Annotated in this window: 17 protein-coding genes; 5 read left to right on the plus strand and 12 right to left on the minus strand. The window is 50.6% G+C overall.

Going from position 1 to position 19,463, the window contains the following annotated elements:
- Window positions 1-1,256 precede the first annotated feature (1,256 nt).
- Window positions 1,257-1,976, plus strand: a complete 720-nt coding sequence (locus HPY52_01480) for a hypothetical protein (protein NPV78935.1) — start codon at window positions 1,257-1,259, stop codon at window positions 1,974-1,976.
- 109 nt (window positions 1,977-2,085) lie between these two features.
- Here HPY52_01480 and HPY52_01485 read toward each other — a convergent pair whose 3' ends face one another.
- Both HPY52_01485 and HPY52_01490 read right to left on the minus strand, forming a co-directional pair.
- Window positions 2,086-4,038, minus strand: a complete 1,953-nt coding sequence (locus tag HPY52_01485; protein ID NPV78936.1) for an ABC transporter substrate-binding protein — start codon at window positions 4,036-4,038, stop codon at window positions 2,086-2,088.
- Between the two features lie 43 nt (window positions 4,039-4,081).
- Window positions 4,082-5,440 carry a sulfatase gene (locus HPY52_01490; GenBank protein ID NPV78937.1) on the minus strand — a complete coding sequence of 453 codons (1,359 nt, stop codon included), beginning with the start codon at window positions 5,438-5,440 and terminating at the stop codon, window positions 4,082-4,084.
- Window positions 5,441-5,849: 409 nt separating this feature from the next.
- Between HPY52_01490 and HPY52_01495 the strand changes: the two genes are divergently transcribed.
- Together HPY52_01495 and HPY52_01500 are read left to right on the plus strand one after the other, a co-directional pair.
- Complete coding sequence (locus HPY52_01495) at window positions 5,850-6,662, plus strand: DeoR/GlpR transcriptional regulator (GenBank protein ID NPV78938.1); 813 nt, start codon at window positions 5,850-5,852, stop codon at window positions 6,660-6,662.
- Between the two features lie 174 nt (window positions 6,663-6,836).
- Complete coding sequence (locus HPY52_01500) at window positions 6,837-8,282, plus strand: sulfatase (protein ID NPV78939.1); 1,446 nt, start codon at window positions 6,837-6,839, stop codon at window positions 8,280-8,282.
- Window positions 8,283-8,433: 151 nt separating this feature from the next.
- Here the strand turns inward: HPY52_01500 and ablA are convergent, their stop codons facing one another.
- On the minus strand, window positions 8,434-9,735 hold the full coding sequence (gene ablA, locus HPY52_01505) for a lysine 2,3-aminomutase (GenBank protein NPV78940.1): 1,302 nt from the start codon (window positions 9,733-9,735) through the stop codon (window positions 8,434-8,436).
- A 308-nt stretch (window positions 9,736-10,043) separates the two neighbouring features.
- Here ablA and HPY52_01510 point away from each other — a divergent pair, with 308 nt between their 5' ends.
- Window positions 10,044-10,238: a hypothetical protein gene (locus tag HPY52_01510; protein NPV78941.1), complete on the plus strand. Its 195-nt coding sequence runs from the start codon at window positions 10,044-10,046 to the stop codon at window positions 10,236-10,238.
- Between the two features lie 60 nt (window positions 10,239-10,298).
- A complete protein-coding gene (locus tag HPY52_01515) occupies window positions 10,299-10,622 on the plus strand; it encodes a 3D domain-containing protein (GenBank protein ID NPV78942.1) in 324 nt (107 codons plus the stop codon).
- A 199-nt stretch (window positions 10,623-10,821) separates the two neighbouring features.
- On the opposite strand, the gene HPY52_01520 is transcribed toward HPY52_01515, so the two are convergent.
- From HPY52_01520 to HPY52_01560, 9 genes are all read right to left on the minus strand, one after another.
- Complete coding sequence (locus HPY52_01520) at window positions 10,822-11,838, minus strand: D-alanine--D-alanine ligase (protein NPV78943.1); 1,017 nt, start codon at window positions 11,836-11,838, stop codon at window positions 10,822-10,824.
- 73 nt (window positions 11,839-11,911) lie between these two features.
- Window positions 11,912-12,136: a hypothetical protein gene (locus HPY52_01525; GenBank protein ID NPV78944.1), complete on the minus strand. Its 225-nt coding sequence runs from the start codon at window positions 12,134-12,136 to the stop codon at window positions 11,912-11,914.
- 179 nt (window positions 12,137-12,315) lie between these two features.
- A complete protein-coding gene (gene surE / locus HPY52_01530; GenBank protein NPV78945.1) occupies window positions 12,316-13,077 on the minus strand; it encodes a 5'/3'-nucleotidase SurE in 762 nt (253 codons plus the stop codon).
- Between the two features lie 99 nt (window positions 13,078-13,176).
- On the minus strand, window positions 13,177-13,836 hold the full coding sequence (locus tag HPY52_01535) for an MgtC/SapB family protein (GenBank protein NPV78946.1): 660 nt from the start codon (window positions 13,834-13,836) through the stop codon (window positions 13,177-13,179).
- 167 nt (window positions 13,837-14,003) lie between these two features.
- On the minus strand, window positions 14,004-14,885 hold the full coding sequence (locus HPY52_01540; protein ID NPV78947.1) for a HEAT repeat domain-containing protein: 882 nt from the start codon (window positions 14,883-14,885) through the stop codon (window positions 14,004-14,006).
- Window positions 14,886-15,011: 126 nt separating this feature from the next.
- Window positions 15,012-15,386, minus strand: a complete 375-nt coding sequence (locus HPY52_01545) for a zinc ribbon domain-containing protein (protein NPV78948.1) — start codon at window positions 15,384-15,386, stop codon at window positions 15,012-15,014.
- Window positions 15,361-16,449, minus strand: coding sequence for an NAD(P)H-dependent glycerol-3-phosphate dehydrogenase (locus HPY52_01550; GenBank protein ID NPV78949.1), 1,089 nt, complete (start codon window positions 16,447-16,449; stop codon window positions 15,361-15,363). Before HPY52_01550 ends, HPY52_01545 begins: the two co-directional genes overlap by 26 nt.
- 48 nt (window positions 16,450-16,497) lie before the next feature.
- Window positions 16,498-17,913, minus strand: a complete 1,416-nt coding sequence (gene der, locus HPY52_01555; protein ID NPV78950.1) for a ribosome biogenesis GTPase Der — start codon at window positions 17,911-17,913, stop codon at window positions 16,498-16,500.
- 18 nt (window positions 17,914-17,931) lie between these two features.
- On the minus strand, window positions 17,932-19,281 hold the full coding sequence (locus HPY52_01560) for a DUF512 domain-containing protein (protein ID NPV78951.1): 1,350 nt from the start codon (window positions 19,279-19,281) through the stop codon (window positions 17,932-17,934).
- Window positions 19,282-19,463 lie beyond the last annotated feature (182 nt).

The following is a 19,463-nucleotide window of genomic DNA, read 5'->3' on the forward strand; positions in this document are numbered from 1 at the left end:
CACTGCATACATGCTGCATATGCCAGGTATGCTGCCAGGCATGCCGGATATGCCATATACATGTGGCGGACCCAATGAATCCAGCATGATTTCATGAGAGATACCCCCTACTGCCTCACATTAATATTAACAATAAAAATGCCGAGGGTCCATGTCCTATACTGCTTTTTCTTGTGTCACCCTGTCATCTTTTGTATGATCATGGGGGCAAGGAGCGGATCCATTACCCTTGACATTTCTTAGGGGAGCGAAACAGCGGCATGGTAGCTTTACTGTGATTCTCTTATGAGGTTTTGAGCACGGCATTCTGATTCATGATCATCCATGAATTAGGATGTGGCGAGAACCCCGCCACATTGGCATCGAGAGTGGTCAGTTTTTCGCCACTCCTCGTCTGGATATGTATAAGAAATCGCCACCTCCACGCGGAATTATCCTATAATTTTACAATTATGGACCGTCCTAGGAGAAATTTCGCCCAATAAGAATAAGGACTGGCGACGCCGTCGCCATCTTAATAAAAGACCTGGTGAGATTATCGTCACCTCGGCCTAAAACCTGGCGAGATTTTCGCCACCCACCAGTAAAATCAACCCATAATTCTCCAAGACCAACCTAACTTGGCGGTATTTTCGCCACCTCGGTAGAAGGGCTGACGAAATCATTGCCACCTTCGCGCAGAGCCTGCCTGGAATTTCGCCACCCTTAGTTTGGGGTGACGAAAAACCTACCACCTACGTCCGAAAACTGGCGAGAAATTCGCCAGTTCAATTTATGCGCAAAGCGGGCTGGCGATGAATTCGTCGGGATCGAAACAAGGCTGCCTAATTCCCCGCCATCCCTTAGCAAAGGTTGCTTGACTCCTCGCCTTATGTCAGGCAGGCTGCCTGATTATTCGCTGTCTGTCTGCGCGGACCACCCAAAAATGCGGCCTGATGGTCCACGTTCCGCTGCCATGGAAGGCTGAGGTCATATTAGTTTTTCCCAAATAGGTCCCAAATTTGGTGAATAATATATCCTCTCGAACGTCAAAAAATGATTAGGAGACCATTGGTTGGCCGGAGCCCTGTTATGGATGATCAAGCTCGACTTTAGAAATATAAGCTGATCGTGTCCGGCGAATCCGGTAACCGCGTGGTGACATAGCTTGGCCATTTTTCAACTCTGGACTTGGAAGTCCATATCTAAAAGATAGATGGGAGGAATTGGCAATTTTCCCTGCAGACAGATTAGAAATCCGGATCCCTGCAGATTTATTGCAAGATACTCGTATCGGGTCCCAGGCGATACACCTATATTTGCTCATAGAGCAGATGAGACCTGATTCACTCAGTGAACTAAGTCGTATTTCGGGGATAAGCCGAGATTCGGTCCGGGAACAATGCAAGATCCTCGTCGAAACTGGTTGGCTGGTGTCAAATGTGAAACATGGGCGGAAGATACTTTCCACCACCATGCCCTCTCAGACACAAGAGGCTTTTGCACGGCGCCTCAAGGAGGACCGAGAGGACACCAAATATGTTGGGGAGTTCCTTATGAAGAAATGGCTAGATGTGTTAGTCGACTCAGATGATTTCCTTGACAATGCAAGGCCACCGTTTCTAACAAGTCCATCAACTGCGCAGCAGTTAGAGTATGACAGATATTATCGAAAGGGTGTGGCATTCGAGTATAACGGGCGCCAGCATTATGAGACTACTCCTCAATTTCCACACGAAGATGCATTACAAGAAGGCCGGCTTAGAGATCACATAAAGGTCAGCCTAAGTCAGAAAAATGGGATTGCCCTTGTGCAAATCACGGAGGATGATCTGAACCTTGAAAATATGCGGGCCAAGATACCTGATCGCTTGCGGCTAAGGATGATTCATAAGGATGGGCCATATATTCGTATGTTGACGCGGCTCAGCGAGGAATATGTTGCAAATTGTAGAAGAGCACGTCTCCGGGAGCAAAAAGGGAAAAACGGCGGGTAAATATGGAGAACCATGGGTTCAGGGTTGCCAAACGGAGGCGGCGCAGCTATGGTAGCCGAGCCGCGGCCGCCCCGGCCTCTCATTTCAAAGTTTCCCTCAACCTATTCCTTCATTTCTTGAAGAAGAACTGCTCCGGGTTATATCGCGCGAGATATACCCAATCCCACGCCAGAAGGCCGGTCTCCGGGATATTGCGAAGCTTCTCATTTGCGACAACTGGCCATGGCATAAGCCCCACGGTCCCTATACCCCAAAGATTTTCCACGAAGATCCTCAGCATTTCTTTCCCTGCCCTCGCCACTTCCTTTTCATCTAGCGAAGTCATGGTAGTCTCCCACAGCTTGAGAGCCTTTTTCACATCTTCCGGCGGTTCTTCTCCAGACTTGCCCCCCGAGGTATACCAGATGACCCATTGAGGACCAAAACTACATTCCCAGTTTACAGGGATGTAATGATACGGGTTCAATATCCAAAGAGGGTCTGAGCATTGGCCAGTATGCCAGAGGGTTACATCATGATCGCCCGCCTGGCGGCGCACCTGGAGGAGGTTTCTTTCTGACTCCTTCACAACCGTTTTGACACCGACAGACTCCCAGTAGCGCTGAACAAGCTCAACTATTGACCTCTTGGCTGGCCCGCCTTCTCCCGGCCAATACTCAATGGTCAGCGCGAGGACCTTCCCATCCGGTCTCAGTCTATAACCATCTTTGGCCCGCTTGTTGAGCCCCATTTCATCGAGAAGCTTGTTAGCTCTCGCGGGGTCATGTTCCGTATACAGCTTGGCAAGCTTCTCATCCCAAAATCTCCCGCCCCTGGGGAGAATGACTGTTTGCAATGGTTCACCCATACCATGGAACACCATCTCATTGATCTCATCCCTGTTCATTGCCAGCGACATGGCGATCCTGAACCGGCGATCCTCTATGATCTTGCGGAGTACAGGATCCTTATGGTTCATATTAAGGAAGAACTCAGCCATCGACGGCCAGGCTGTCTTGTAGAGCAGAACTCGATATCCGGCCTTCTTTGCGTTTTCTTTATAGACCGGATAGTTGTCTAACGTAGTATTCCACTGGGCAAGATCAACTTCCCCAGATACCACTTTCATCGTGTATACTTCGATATTCTGAACGAGCGTGAGGCGAATTTCGTCTATATATGGGAGTTGATTGCCTGCAGTATCCACTTTCCAGTAATATGGATTACGTTCAAGGATAGTGAGTTCTTTGGCGCTTTTCACTGGTTTGAAGGCGCGGATTACAGGAGCTTCGGGGTTCTGTATACCCCCGAAATAGTCTACCGCGGCCTTAGCTTGAAATAGTCTATACCAAGAATCATATCCTGCCTTTTTCGCCATCTCCTCCAGCTTCTCTTTCGGCACATAGCGCGGATGGTAATTTTTTAAATAATGCTTCGGGAGGTAGAAATTCCCTTCCGTGGCCCATGCCGCAAGAGCAATAAGGGCGGCGGAGTAGGGTTTGGAAAAGCTCAGCCGGACCGTGTAGTCATCCACTTTCTGCAGAGCCATGAGTTTATCCCCTGGCGACCAAATCTTTGGCTTGACAGGAGTGATTTCATCGTTCAAGACAACATCTTCATACCAAAAGAGAATATCGTCTGCTGTGAACGGCTTCCCATCTGACCATTTTATTCCCCTGCGAAGATGTAGGGTCAGGGTTTTTCCGTCCTTAGAAAACTCCCAGGATTTGGCGATATTAGGGACTATGCTGCGGCCATCGTCACGGTTAAACGCAAGCATAGACTCTTTCCCGACAGCATTTACAGCATCTTCGAAATTCTGCGGGTTTGTGTGGAGGATACGGAGCACTCCGCCATACTGGCCTACTTCCTCGACGGGGGCAACTTCCAGAGGTTCATTGGGCAGCCTTTTCTCCACAGAAGGGAGTTTATTCTGTTTCACCAGCTCGGCAAGCATAGGGGCTTCATTATACCTGCCGGCCGCTAGGGAAAGGGAAGAAAAGAGCATCACCAACAATCCAACCAGGAAGACACTTGTGAAAAACTTCCCGCCAAAAGGTCCTCGAATGGATGCGGATACCATCTAAGATCTCCCCCTTTACCTATTTATGTATAGCCCGAGAGGGCTATTTCCCCGCTGGAGTATGTTGCACCTCATATCGCAACTGGATCGAAAGAATCCTCGGCAGGCGAGGTCTGAAATATACCCCGAGATGCCTTCTGAGTTCTTCGGCTTTCTCAGGATAGCGATCTATTACATTCACCTTTTCTTTTGGATCTTCGGTGAGATGGTACAATTCATCATCCTCGGGATCGGGCCGGGAAATGTAGCTCCACTCCTCGTCCCGGACGCAGCGATGTCGGGATTCATGGTATCCGGTTATTACAACATCCCTGAGCTTTGAAGCCTCGCCGGTCACGAGTCTCCATGCGCTCTTGCCATGCATGGAGATGGTCTCATGGCCGAGCCCTAAGATGTCAAGGATGGTAGGCAGAACATCATCGGTCTCAACTAGCGGGTGGACATGCTTACCCGCATAGAGCCCCTCCGGGTGACGAATCATAAGGGGGATGCGCAAGAGTTCGCTATAAAGGTTGTTATCCGTTTTCATGATAGAGCCATGGTCGCCGTGGGGATGCCCATGATCTGCAAGAAGGACGATCAGGGTGTTTTCCATGAGGCCAAGCTCGCGGATCTTGTCCAGGAAATGTCCGGTCCAGGTATCGACAAACGTGACCTCTCCGGCATAGAGGCCCCTCACATATTCAAGCTCCTCTTGGGTTATCCAGTCTACCGGGCCATATTTAGGGTGGATCAACTTCTTGCCGGAATAATTCGGATCAGTGTATGTATCGTAGCGCGACGGCGGATCCCATGGCTCATGGGGATCGAAGGAATCAACCCATAGAAAGAAAGGCTGATTCACCTTGGCATTATTCTCGATCCAGTCCATGGCCTTCCTCATCACCCGGGCACAAAAGTAGTCTTCTTCGCCTTTGCGGCCGGCGGTGTTCCTCAGGTACTGATCGATAAGCCCTACTACCCTGTCGCCATACATGGCGGGCTTTATATAATCTTCAAGATCCTTGCCATGAGGAGCCGTTATGTATGGATCTCCCTCTTGTCCCCGAATCCAGTCGAAAGAATGGAACCCTTTGTGGAAGTTCATCCCTGGCTTCGCCAAATGGTATGTATCAGTGATGAGGGCGCAGGTATATCCCAGCGCGGAGAAGATCTCAGCAGCAGTTATGTCCTCCTTCTCAAGGGGCTGCCAGGGCCTGTAGGGAAGCGTTCTCTGTCCGGTAAAAAGGGCTGTTCGTACTGGAATGGTGGGTAGCCCCTCCGGATATGCATTGTCGAAAATTACGCTCTCTCGAGCAAGCTGGTCGATATTAGGCGTTCTCACCCTAGTGTTTCCATAACACCCCAGATGATCCTGGCGAAGGCTGTCAAGCATGATGGCGATGACATTATACTGTTTCATACTGGAAACTCCTCTCCTTCCGCCGTCAATATGATGGCTTCATGAAATTCTCCGGGGCCACGTCATGATGCATGCTCTCAGCATTTTCAGCCATCATGGAAACATGTGGTCTGGACGTTTTCGTATCTTTTCTACAATGTTCATATTCTTTTATTCTCCCCAAATGATAGAAATCCTTCTATCCCGTTCACCATATTTGTAGGGGGTTTTCTATATCATCCAGAAGGCGGCATGGAGGGGCCGCGATTTGGCACTCTGCAACTGTTATGAGGGACTATAATCTCCTGTGCAAAGGGGGAGGAGAAGGAAATGTCGCATTCGCATCGAATAAAGTAGATGGACATAAATGAAAATGTCTTTCATTTTCAACACTTTAATTCCATAGTTTCTAATGGAGGCCATCTATTAGATGCCAAACGATATGCTAGCCCTTCAGCGCCAGGATGAAATAGTCCGCTTGATATCCACAAAAGGCAGCGTGACAGTAGCAGAGCTTTCGCATCTCTTCAATGTCACTGGAGCGACAATCAGAAGGGATCTTCGTGATCTTGAGAGAAGAAACCTAATTCGCCGGGCGCATGGGGGCGCAGTCGCTGCAATAGCGTCTCACCTAGATCCATCGTTCCAGGAGCGTGCTGTCGCGCAGCGTGAAGAAAAAGATGCCATCGGCAAGTTCTGCGCGGATCTAATAAGGGATGGCGAGACTATAATACTTGATTCAGGAACCACTACTCTCTCTATAGCGAAGCATCTGCAGGGCAGAAAGGGCCTCACCATCATAACGAATTCAATAAGCATCGTAAACCTTCTATTGAATGAGAAAGACATAACGGTGATATCTACAGGTGGCGTAGCCCGCAGTGAAGGCTATTCCCTGGTAGGGTATGTGGCTGAACGCGCGATTTCTCTTTTCCGCCCCGATAAGGCCTTTGTGAGCGTGGGCGCGATTGATGCAGAGGGCAATATGAGCATAGGAAACCTGGCCTCAGTCCCGGTAAAGCAAGCCATGATCCGCGTGGGCAAGGAGGTGATAGTCCCGGCGGACAGCAGCAAGCTGGGACGGGCGAGCATTGCGTTGATCGAGAATCTATCCAGGGCATCGCGCCTGGTGACCGATGAACATGCCGACCCCGACCTTGTAAAGTCATTTCAAGGTAAAGGCGTCGAAATCATCTGCGTGCCGCTCCCGAATCGTGAGAACGCTAAGATGTCATCTTCTTAGGAAGGCTAAAGCATCACCCCTGTAAGAACGCCGGGGGCTATCCTTGCAGAGGCGCAGGGGCACTATCCTGCCCCTGCAAAGACGTCAGCGCGCCATCCTCTCAAAGACACCAGGGCAATTCATGGCTAATATGCCGACACACGCATAGACCACGAAAAGAAAGGGGTCTTTCCCATGAATGTCATCCTCATCATCTCCGACACCTTGCGCAGGGACCATCTTGGCTGTTACGGCAACACCTGGATACATACTCCCAATTTGGATGAATTCGCAAACAAGAGTATAGTGTTCGACCAGGCTTATTGCGCCTCATTTCCGACTGTGCCCAATAGAAATGATGTACTCACTGGAAGATATACTTTTACATATAAGCCGTGGGCGCCCCTGGATCCCGGTGAAGTAACGCTGCAGAATGTTTTGAATGAAGCAGGCGTAATCACCTCACTGGTCGTGGACACGCCCCATCCCTTCGCCCCCGGATTCAACTACCAGCGTGGATTTCAGGCATGGGAACTGATTCGCGGCCAGGAGCATGATCCCTGGAAGACTGCTCCCAGGGATGTGAAATTGCCATGCGCCCCATCAAAGCTGAGGAATCCCGAAACCACGGTGGTTCAATACCTCCGGAATGTGGCCTGGCGTAGGAAAGAAGAAGACTATTTTGTGGCCAGGACCATGAGAACGGCTTCAGATTGGCTGGAGGAGAACTATCGGGAAAGATTTTTCCTCTATGTCGACACATTCGACCCTCATGAACCCTGGGATCCCCCGAGGCACTATGCTGACCTCTATGACCCTGGCTATGAGGGGGAAGAAGTGATATATCCCAGGTATGACCGGTGGGAGGAATTCATGACCGAAAGGGAACTTGAGCATGCGCGGGCCCTCTATGCCGGCGAAGTAACACTTGTTGACAGGTGGATAGGCAAGCTTCTCGAACGCGCCGAATCTCTGGGGCTTTTTTCGAATACCATGATAATAGTCACTACAGATCATGGATTCTACCTCGGGGAGCATGGTTTCATCGGAAAGTCATGGATCAGGGGCGCTTACCACCAGTCCATACCTCTCTATCCGGAAGTAGCCAATATTCCACTTCTGATCCACCTTCCAGGCATGGAAAGCGGAGCCAGGATCAAGGAATTCGCGCAGTCTGTCGACCTTATGCCTACTATTTTGGATTTCTTCGGATGCAAGATCCCTGAAAGTGTCCAGGGTCTATCCCTTAAGCCTGTGCTGGAAGGCAAGGAAACCGCCATCAGAGACTTTGTGGTCTCATCCCCGACTATCTCTTCAAAGGCGATTGAAATACCCCACCCCACCAACCGGAGCTCCATCTACAATGGGGAATGGCTTCTGGTTTACGGGAGCCAGGCACAACGGATCGCCTCCCCTGAGGTAACGAGTATGGTGGACAGTCTCGCGAGGGAGATACATATCTTCGATGAGGGGCCCATTTCCCCTGAATTATATCACCTCACATCTGACCCCGGCTGCACCCACAATGTGATCGATTCATATCCAGACATAGCAGCAGAACTGCACAGGAAATACTTTGAGCTTATCCAGCGCGCCGGGGTGCCGGAAGAGCATCTCAAATTCTTCAGGGATCTATGGTGAATGGCCTTTTGGGGAGGTTACATAACCTCATTATGTAGTATTTTTGCTGGCAACGAAAGGCACGGTCCTTCCCATCACCAAATCAGATGGGAAGGACCTCATTCCATTAGCCCGGTGAAAGCGCACCCGGTGATAGCCCCTATTTCCCCACCTATTGCCTCTGCCCTTTCGCCACAAGCCGCGCCACTTTCTTTCGCCGCTTGGCGTATCCGGCGCGCCGCTTCTCGCGCACCAGATCTTTGGGCTCCAGATAGAGGGCGTCTCCCTTTTCGAGCTTCGCTATGCCATCATACTCGATGTCATTTTCGGTGCATATGCCGCAATGCTGACATTCGCTAACCCGATCCTTGGGCTCAGTATAGGAAGATATAACCCCCTCGTAATTCCTCAATATAACCTTGGTATCAGTTTGCGATATCAAATACTGCGGGCCAACTGGGATCTTGCCTCCGCCTCCTGGCATGTCTATGACGAATGTGGGGACGCAATATCCTGAAGTGTGGCCGCGAAGGAATTCCATGATCTCGATTCCTTTAGCTACCGACGTTCTGAAATGCCCGATGCCCTCAGAGAGATCGCACTGGTAGAGATAATAAGGTCTCACCCGAATCTTCACCAGCTCGTGCACCAATTTGGTCATTATGTGAGGGCAATCGTTTACACCCTTCAGGAGCACCGACTGATTTCCGAGAGGAATGCCTGCATCAGCCAACATCTCGCACGCCCTTGTAGACTCAGGGGTGATCTCCAGGGGGTGGTTGAATTGTGTGTTGAGCCATATTGGATGGTATTTGCGGAGCATATTACATAGCTCTGGAGTAACCCTCATGGGCGCCACTACAGGCGCGCGGGTTCCAAGCCGAATTACCTCCACATGCTTTATGGAACGCAACTTGCTCAGGATATATTCAAGAGAGTCATCTGACATGCACAACGCATCGCCGCCGGAGACAAGAACATCCCGAATTGCTGGCGTGCTGGCTATATATTGAATTGCTCTATCTATATCGTTTCTGGTCACCGGGGTATCCTCACGACCCGCAAGCCTGCGTCTCGTGCAATGCCGGCAGTACATGAAACACATATCTGTAGATAGGAGCAACACACGGTCTGGATATCTATGCGTAAGAAATGGAACAGGAGAATCAACATCTTCGTAGAGGGGATCATTCATGTCCTCGTCTGATGGAAGCACTTCCTTGACGGTTGGAATGGCCTGTTTCCTGATGGGGCAGTTAGGGTTATCCCTTGACATCAGGCTGGCATAATATGGAGTGATCGCCATCCTAAATCTCGTAAGACACCGCCGAATACCGACCTCCTCTTCCAATGTTAGGGGAACTACCTTCTTCAGATCATCCGCCTCAGTGATTCTGTGGGACAACTGCCATCTCCAGTCATTCCACTGTTTCTTTGGGACATCTTCCCAGGGCGAAATACCCCCCGAATCCATCGAGCCAACTCATCTCCCATGTGGCCCCGGGATCGCATCCATCATCGGGCGCCCTGTGGTATCGCAGGTTCACGCGAATGAGGCTGTGTCCCGTATTAGCCTTTTCAATCGAACATGATAGCACAGATCGGCGCGGGTGGGTAGATGCTCTGAGGTCAAAATTCAATAAAAATTTTCCCAGTCTGTTGATTGTTACCGCCAGATCCATTTAGACTAAACAGTACAAGTATCTGCTCGTTCTTTCAGGTTTTGTGAGATTAATCTCTTCAATGATGGGGAATCTAAAATTGAAATGAAAATCGAGATTGATGGCGCGGATGATGCCGGGGACAGATATCGGAATTGTCCGCCCGGCTGCATACAGGGACACGCTGCAAAAGGCTGGCTGTGCAGACGGTTATGCGGCAAAACTGATCGCGCAGGCAGCGCGGAGGGATTATGCGATGAGAAGGAAATTGTTTTGTATGGCTATTGCGCTTCTTATTGCAGCTATTCCGCTTTGAATATCTGAGGAATGGACGCAAACCCATACTTTATGCCATCATGGATCGGTTGTGGAGGCGATGGCTCCTGCGACGCCTATTAAGCTCAAGGCGTCTGCGTATGATGCTTGTGAGAAATGTACTGGCAAAGGATGGGAAGATCCAGCCTCAGGAATAACCCATATTGGCGTAATGGCCACAAAAGATCAGACGATGGCAGTTGACCCTGATGTAATTCCGCTGGGAACCTGGATCCTGATCGAAGACATGGGAGTCTTCCGAGCGGAAGACACAGGTGGCGCTATCAAAGGCAATAGGATCGACATATATATGGAAAGCCACCAAGAGGCACTAGAATTCGGTCTTCAGGAAGTGACCGCCTGGGCGCTTGAACCGGCGTTTTAGCCGGACGTCTGATTTGACATCTCAGCCAGATGTCTAAACCGGCATTTTAACTGGGCGCTTGAACCAGTGCCCCAGGCGATGAGTGTGGATGGGCACTCTTTTATCGGAATACTTGGCCGAGATGATTCAAATGTAGTCATCTCGGCTCTTTGTATCATGAAAATCTGTTACATCTTGACTCGAGGGAGCTGTCATTGATTCACTTCGGCTCAAGGGCGAGCCTGATTAATCTCTCTACAAGATCCGGGAATTCGATGCCAACCGCCCTTGCTGCATCAGGAACAAGGCTGGTTTCCGTCATTCCAGGAAGAGTGTTGATTTCAAGGACATAAGGGATCGAGTCCTTCTTGCCTAGCATGATATCAACCCTTGATAGCCCGCGGCATCCTATGGCCCTATGAACGGCCAGGGCTATTCGTTGGGCTTCTTTGATAGAATCTTCCGGCACTCGGGCAGGGATTATGTGATGGCTCAGCCCCTTGGTATATTTGGCTGTATAATCGTAGAGCCCAGTCTCACTGACGATCTCAATGACTGGAAGGGCCACAGGATCCTTATTTCCGATGATTCCTACTGTGAGCTCCACGCCGCTTATATACTCCTCTATGATTACTTCATCATCGAATTTGAACGCGTGTTCAATAGCGCCGGCGATTTGTGATTCGTCTCGAACCACGGTAAGGCCTATGGTTGAACCCTGCTTATTGGGCTTGACAATAACAGGCAGGCCATGAACGGCAAGAAATTCCTTTAATTCAAGAGTTGGATTCGTCGAAAAGTCGCCTTGCCCAGTCTTTGAACTTATCGGGGAATTGTCTGCCTCAGCCTCTGAATTTTGTATATAATTTCCCATCTCAGCCATAGAAAATGAAATACTTTTTGGCGTAGGGATACCTGAGTATTCAAAGATCTTCTTTGCCATGATCTTGTTCATTGCTAGAGCGCTGGCGAGAACGCCGGACCCGACATAGGGTATGCCCATTATCTCCAACATTCCCTGAAGACACCCATCTTCTCCATATTTTCCATGAAGCGCGATATATACGACGTCCGGGCGAGAATTCATAAGTCCATCATACAAGTTGTCATCCAGGTCAAAGCTAACAACCTCGTGGTTTTTACTCAAAAGTGCATCCCGGATCTGGTTTCCGGTCTTGAGCGAGATCTCACGTTCCTGAGACTTGCCCCCCATGATCACTGCAACTTTCATCTTTATCCATAGCGGCATATGCCCCCGCAAAGCCGCTATTACCCCCTTTCATCGGGTGGAGTCCGGGTTTAGCGCGCGGTCAAACTGCACGAACCACGTTAAAGAATACACCAACTGCTAATCGAGCTGCAAGAAAAATATATATCAGGAAAGTGATAATCATGATCTTGGCCAGTATTATAACCAATCGCCCTGATCTTTCTGTAGTATGCCACATGAGAAGGCCGCATGACATTTGAAGCAGGCCAACAAGGGAAATCAAGATGGATGCGAGAAGAAGCTTCTCAATGGTAGTGATGGCCATGGATATGCTCCCCCATCCTGCATTTTTCTATCGCGTCCTATATCTTATGCAAGAACGGGGGAAAAGGCGTCTCACATCCCAGAATTCTCACCCGAGAATGGAGAAATGCATCCCATATGTAAGATCCCTAGCTGAGACCTAGAATGGGGAAAATGCGCCCCATATCTTGAGAGCCAAAATCATATCCTGAGGTCCCAGCGTGATAATAAGTCAATATGCTCATGGTCTGTAAGGATGAAACAGAGTGGAGTCACTGATATCATCTTATTCCTTATGGCCGCGCTGTCAGTGTCTTCTTCCTCATCTAGTTCGATGACATCTCCGGCCAGCCAATAATAAGTCCTTCCACGGGGGTCCACCCGGCGGTCAAACACGTCAGTATATTTTCTGGCCCCTAGGCGGGTTATGGCGACACCGACGATTTCATCCATGTCCAATGATGGGACATTGACATTGAGCACGGTCAATGGGGGAAGCCCATTTCCCTTGATCTTCTCCACGAGCCTTACTGTAAAGGCAGCAGCAGCTTCATATATAGGATTCTCGAAGGCCGTCACAGATATGGCCGCGGAGGGGATACCTGCCAGAGTAGCCTCGACGGCGGCGGATACGGTACCAGAATACAGGACATCGGTCCCGAGATTAGGCCCCCTGTTTATTCCAGATATGACAATGTCAGGCTTCTGCGGGAGCAGCGCTTCAATAGCCAACTTCACGCAGTCAGATGGGGTGCCATCTACAGTCCAAGCCTCAATAGAAAGATCAGGCAGGCTAGCTTTCTCCACCCGCAGCGGCCGCAGCACAGTTATAGCATGCCCTGTCGCGCTTCTCTCGCGATCGGGCGCTACGACTACCACATCGAAATTGCGACTCAGTTCTCTAGCAACAGCCACAAGGCCATCAGAAAAGATGCCATCATCATTTGTAACAAGAATCTGCACATCAATTCCCCTTTCACAAAACCGCGGATCAGCGCCTTCTTCGAGAGCTGGCATATCCCCTTCTATGATAATCTTCTTATAAGAATCGATGCATCAGCGCTATTCCTCATATCCCGCCCTCAGGACTCCATCAACTCGCGAAACCTCTTCTAGGACTTTGTCTCTGGAAATCATCGGAGGGATTTCCACGAAAAGTTGCATGCGAGTTTCTTCATTTTCCTCTACCGCTTCCATGTCCACTCCTTTGATACTTATACCATATCTGCCCAAGACTGTGGCTATGGACCCAAGCTGGCCGGGCCGATCTTTTGCTATTACTGTTAGATTACGCCTTTTCGTGTGAATTACACGTCGTTCAAACCGATCTAGTAGAATCAGGACTCCTACGACCAGGCTCGTGGTAATGGCCGCCGCCACGTAAAATCTTGCCCCAATAGCAAGGCCGATGCCTGATACAACCCAAAGGCTCGCTGCTGTTGTCAAGCCTTTTACTGTAGCTCCTTCGCGCATGATGGTGCCAGCTCCCAGAAATCCAATGCCGCTTACCACCTGAGCAGCCAGGCGAGCCGGATCTCTGTCTGGAAACCCCTGAAAGGCAGTAATAGATAGTATCATGACAAGGGTAGACCCCAGGCAAACGAGTATGTGGGTTCTGAACCCAGCAGGACGGCCATGGCTTTCCCTCTCCAGGCCTACAAGCCCACCAAGCAGGCAGGCAAGGACCAACTGCCACACAATCTCCAGCTGATTTACCGGCATTCTGCGAATTCCTCCCTTCTGCCTAGCTTCATGCATTTTCATGATATATATTATAATAAAAGCTGGCCTGCAAAATCGCCTGCATCAAAAGATACCAGGCACGGCCAGCAAAACGTGAATGAATATTACCAGAAGGGACATATGGGAAAGACTCGCATCAATGATCACTATCCGCTTGCTTGGTGGTATTCAACCTTCTCCTGTATCTTGGACGCTGCCACGCATACCAGGGTTTCTATCTGCTCGATAGCCGCGAGGACGGGGATTATAGCATCTTCCCCACAGATCTCCTTCAAAGCCTGAAGCGCTATGGGACGGAGATCCTTGTTCTCTAGACAAATCCTGACAAGCGCGTCGATAGCCCTTGGATCCCGAAAGGCTCTTAACGCCTGGATGCCCCCATATCTCACGTCACGATTGTCGTCCTGCAGAGCCTCTATGACTGCTGGCACCGCTCGCCAATCCCCGATTTTCCTGAGCGCTTCTACAACCTCATAACGCACCCTTTCATCGGCATCCTTGAGACACTTGATAAGGGGAAATACAGCTTTGGAATCCCCGATCTCCCCAAGAAGCTTCGCGGCCCGCCGTCGGGTATTCCCCGAGGAGTCGGACAGGCTCTCGATTAGAAGCCGCATAACCTGGCTCCTGTTGAGACGTTTGAGGGCGTTTGAGACATTATAAGCAACATAGGGGTTCTCATCCTTCAGCGCTCGAATCAGCGCCGGGGCCGCCTCATCACATTTCATTGCGCCCAAGGCTTCGGCGGCCCACCCTCGGACAACATCGTCATGGTCCTCGAGAGAACTTATAAGCGCGCCAACGCTTCGAGGGTCTCTGAGCTTGGTGAGGCCATACGCCGCGCCTCGCCGGGTCAAAGTATCACCTTCGTGGAGCGCGAAGATCAAGAGCTCGGTGATCTGGCTCCTCAGGCTCGTGATTTCCTTATGGGCCTCATCAAGCCCATGGGGGCCGAGAGTTTCGAGGTCCTTTTCGATAGATGACAACTGGCCGATGAGATCTTCAATCCTGCCCAGATTGTCCTTCACCCCGATTCCCCCCGATGATCCCGATATATACAATATATGCAATTAAGCTTTCGACATCACCCGGGTAATTCCTGCCCCCTTGTATGCGCGCTCGAAAAGTCTGTCCGCATTTCGACGAGCATCTTTTCAAGATACCTTCATGCGACAATGTGGGCAATATTCTGCGTCGAGTTCCATGGTTTCATGACATCTCAGACACTCTTTCTTTACTTCCTTCCGACAATGCGGACAAAAGGCGAGGTTCGAAATGTACTTCCTGCCGCAATGGGGACATACCAGTAGTTTCCCGCGCGGCCTCACCATGAGATATACAAGAAAGGCAATAGGCGCGCCGATGAGCGGGAGGAGCATGACCCCAGAGATTCCGATGGCGGCAGCCCATAATATGGGATTCGAATCCCTTACTTTCGCGTCTCGATATGCGAGGAAAGCAAAGAGACCCGCGATCGCAATCGATATTCCCAACACCAGCCAATTAGGAGATCCAGCCTGTGCACCCATCTGCCAATTCCCTCCTCATAAGATTCCTTGGAATCCTTGTGATACCAGTGAACTCAAATTCTGCCTCATACACCGGCTCTCTCGACATCAGATCACTTACCGCCTGCTTCGGGTCATATCCCTCAAATAAGACCGAATATAACATTTCTGTAATAGGCATTTCCGCGCCATATTCCGCCGCCAACCTGTGAGCGGCCTTTGTCGTGGGAACGCCCTCTACCACCATTCGTGTAGAACTCAGCGCTTGTTCAAGAGTCTTGCCCTGCCCTATGGCGATCCCGGCCCTCAGGTTGCGGCTGTGTCGGCTAGCGCAGGTCACTATAAGGTCGCCAAGCCCCGATAATCCTGCAAAGGTAAGCGGCGAAGCGCCCATGCTCGTTCCAAGGCGTGTGATCTCTGCGAGACCTCGAGTCATAAGTGCAGCCTTTGTATTATCGCCACACCCGAGACCGTCCGACAACCCTGCCGCCAGGGCGATGATATTCTTCAGCGCTCCGCCCAATTCGACGCCGATCATATCCCGAGAAGGATAAACCCTGAAGGTCGGGCCCATCAAAACCTCCCTGGCCATAAGAGCTATTTCGGGATTTTCTGACGCGGAGACGACGGCTGTCGGAATGTCCCGCGCCACTTCCTCGGCGTGGCTAGGGCCTGATACAACACCTATACGATCATGAACTTCTACGGGCAATTCTTCTCTCAGCACCTGGGACATGCGGAGGAGACTATCTACCTCTATTCCTTTGCTCACATGGACTATCACATGCTCGCGGGAAATGAGGGGAGAGAGCATTCTCGCCACAGACCTCAAATATTGGGAAGGAATCGCCACGATGATGAATCGGGCCGCCCGGGCCACATAAGTGATATCCAGGGTCGGAATGACTCCCTCAGGAAATGTGACCCCGGGCAGAAAATCCTCGTTAGTTCTATTTGACAAGATCTCATCTGCCACATCCTTTTCCCTTGTCCAAAGCAACACCTTCTTGCCTCTTTTCGCCAGCAGGATGGAGAGAGCGCTCCCCCACCCGCCGGATCCTATGATTCCAATACAATCATACATCATCCCTGGCAAACCTCCAAATTCTGAACGAAGACAGTAACGACATCTTCACGAACGGCGCCGCCGTGATTTCAAGAATATGCGCACACCCTCAAATCCGAGGGCCCGGCGGAATTCCTTCTCGAGATAGCGCTCATATGAAAAGTGCATTATCTCAGGATCGTTCACAAAGAGCAGAAATGTGGGCGGCCTCCGCCCCACCTGGGTTGCGTAGTAGATCTTGAGACGCCTGCCCTTTCGCGTAGGAGGGGGTACCCTTTCTGTGATCTCCTCTAAAACAGAATTCAATTCTGATGTAGGAATCTCCTTCATGGACCCTTCCGCAATCTTCTGCGCCATGTCCAGCATGGTCCCAATCCTTTGTTTGGTCACCGCTGAGACGAAAACGATGGGTGAATAATCTAAGAAAGCCATCTCCCGCCGTATGCTCAACTCGAATGCCTGTTCTTGTTTCCTATGAGATTCAATGAGATCCCACTTATTTACAACGATGAGACACCCCCGGCCCGCTTCATGGATTATTCCGCCTATTTTGGCGTCTTGTTCAGCCGGACCTCTTGTGGCATCTATGACGAGAAGCGCCACATCTGCCCTTTCGACGGCGGCGGTTGCGCGCATCACGCTGTACCTCTCCAACGGGGTGTCGACGCGCGCTTTTCTCCTGATTCCGGCCGTGTCGATTATGACAAATGGCCTTCCTCTGTACTCGAAAGGCGTATCAATGGCATCGATGGTAGTCCCCGGGATTTCTGAAACTATGGTTCTCTCCTCCCCGAGGATCGCATTTACCAAGGAGGACTTTCCGACATTTGGACGCCCCACCACAGCGATCCTTATAGCGTCAATCTTCTTTGCCTCTTTTTTTTCTTCAAGATCTTCTGGCCTCTGAACCGCAGCGGGTTCATACGATTCACGAACTATCACATGTTCGTCCGGCTCAGCAACCTGTGTTGGGAACGCTGACGCGATCTTGTCAAGCACATCCGCTATCCCTTTACCATGCAGCGCCGAGATCGGGAATGGCTCACCTAGACCTAGCTGATAAAACTCCAAATAGTCTCTATCGCCTTGTTTAGCTTCGCCTAAGTCATCCACCTTGTTGACTATTAGTATCATAGGTTTGCGAGACTTTCTGAGAATGGACGCCACCTCTTGATCCAGCGGGACGAGACCATCCTTGCCATCCACCACGAATATGACCATATCAGCCTCGTCGATTGCAATCTCTGCCTGTTTTCGTACTTTGCTGGAGATGGTATCGTTCATGTCCTCCTGGGGTAAGATGCCCCCCGTGTCTACGAGCATGAAGGACTTCCCATTCCATTCAGCTTCAGCGTATACCCTGTCGCGCGTAACCCCGGGCGTTTCTTCAACCACCGAGAGTCTCCGGCCGATGATTCTATTGAAAAGGGTAGATTTCCCCACATTTGGGCGCCCTACGACGGCGACCACAGGCAGCCTCACAGCCATCTCAAGGTCCCCCTATTCTTCATACTCTTCTCCAAGTACCGCCCGGATGAAGGATTTCCCGCCGGCCTCGACGCATTTGACTTTGACGCCGAGAGAATCGCTTATATCTTCTATTGTAGTATCATCCAAAAACTTGTCACCTTGATACCTCAACATGACCTTTGGAATCAAAAGTTCATCTCCTAGCTCCTGGCCCTTGAGCGCACTGATTATATCACCACCTGCCACAAGTCCGCTGACGGTCACCAGCGGACCAAAAAGGCGGTTTGGAATGGCATATATCTTCAGATGAAGTCCCTCTATCTCTTGAAGCGCAGGGGTTTCCATCGCGAGAACCTTCGCCCCAGATACGCCCGTCGCCACGGAAATCCATCTCTCGCCGATTTTCAGTATCCCTTTCCTGATCAATCGTTTCGCCCTACGGAGCTCCCGCTGGCAACTGTCCATGAAATCCCTGGCTATTCCTATACCATTTTCCTTCTGGCAGAAATCTTCATAGTACCCTCTCTTTGGAAAATTCACACCGGCCAGAAGGAAAAACTCGTCGGCGATGAATATGAATCTTGTTCCTATGTCTTCTAAGAATTTCCTTCCCAGCACCATTGTATGCTGTATGATAGAAGCTGCATCCTGCCATGTGAATGGCGAGATATTCGCCAGGCGATCACGATGTCTGGTAAGCCCCACAGGAACCACACCACATGATCTGACCCCAGGCCAGAGCCGGGCCAGATCCGCGATAGTACGGTCCAGCTCGGGTCCGTCATTTATGCCCTTGCACAGCACAACCTGGGTGTGAATCTCGATCCCCGCCTCGGTCAGGTCTCTCAAGATCGCCATGATCTTGCCGGCCTTGTGATTACCCATCATCTTGGCCCGGACATCCGGGTTTGTGGAATGCACAGAGACATAGAGGGGCGAGAGGCGCATCCTCTTGATGCTGGAGATCTCGTCGTCTGTCAGATTGGTCAGGGAAATGAAATTGCCATGAAGGAACGAAAGGCGATAGTCGTCATCCTTCACATAGAGACTCTCACGCAGGCCGGGCGGAAGTTGGTCCACAAAGCAGAAAATACACCGGTTATGGCATCTTCTTATCCCATCAAATAAGGCATCCTCGAACTCCAGTCCGATATCCTCATCAAATTCTTTGTAAATGATGGACTCTCTGAGACTCCCATCCTGTGATCTTGTGAAGAGCCTGATTTCCTCGTCTGACATGAGGAACCTATAATCTAGGATATCTTTCGGGCTCTGCCCATTGACTGAAATAAGGGTGTCGCCAGGGTGTATCCCTAGCCTGTCTGCAATACTCCCAGGTCTTATGTCCTGAATGAGGACCAATTCCAAAACCCTCCGCAACTAAAGGATAAGAGGGGGATGTCCCCCTCTTATCATATCATATAAGCCCACCCTCATGTGCGCGATCTGTCCGGGTAAAACCACGCGCCATGACGGATATGAGACCAGCAACCATCATCGGTGGCTGAGGCTATTCAGCTAGCCCCTGGCCTGCGCCTGCATTTCATCGCAGGCCCCCCGGC

This window comes from Bacillota bacterium (genome assembly GCA_013178415.1).
Lineage (GTDB): Bacteria > Bacillota > SHA-98 > Ch115 > Ch115 > Ch115.

Excerpts from the sequence above, each read along its gene's own strand:
- HPY52_01485 (NPV78936.1), bottom strand. The coding sequence starts at position 4,038 with ATGGTATCCGCATCCATTCGAGGACCTTTTGGCGGGAAGTTTTTCACA.
- HPY52_01490 (NPV78937.1), bottom strand. The coding sequence starts at position 5,440 with ATGAAACAGTATAATGTCATCGCCATCATGCTTGACAGCCTTCGCCAG.
- HPY52_01495 (NPV78938.1), top strand. The coding sequence starts at position 5,850 with ATGCCAAACGATATGCTAGCCCTTCAGCGCCAGGATGAAATAGTCCGC.
- HPY52_01500 (NPV78939.1), top strand. The coding sequence starts at position 6,837 with ATGAATGTCATCCTCATCATCTCCGACACCTTGCGCAGGGACCATCTT.
- ablA (NPV78940.1), bottom strand. The coding sequence starts at position 9,735 with ATGGATTCGGGGGGTATTTCGCCCTGGGAAGATGTCCCAAAGAAACAG.
- HPY52_01510 (NPV78941.1), top strand. The coding sequence starts at position 10,044 with ATGGCGCGGATGATGCCGGGGACAGATATCGGAATTGTCCGCCCGGCT.
- HPY52_01515 (NPV78942.1), top strand. The coding sequence starts at position 10,299 with ATGGCTCCTGCGACGCCTATTAAGCTCAAGGCGTCTGCGTATGATGCT.
- HPY52_01525 (NPV78944.1), bottom strand. The coding sequence starts at position 12,136 with ATGGCCATCACTACCATTGAGAAGCTTCTTCTCGCATCCATCTTGATT.
- HPY52_01535 (NPV78946.1), bottom strand. The coding sequence starts at position 13,836 with ATGCCGGTAAATCAGCTGGAGATTGTGTGGCAGTTGGTCCTTGCCTGC.
- HPY52_01545 (NPV78948.1), bottom strand. The coding sequence starts at position 15,386 with ATGGGTGCACAGGCTGGATCTCCTAATTGGCTGGTGTTGGGAATATCG.
- HPY52_01550 (NPV78949.1), bottom strand. The coding sequence starts at position 16,449 with ATGTATGATTGTATTGGAATCATAGGATCCGGCGGGTGGGGGAGCGCT.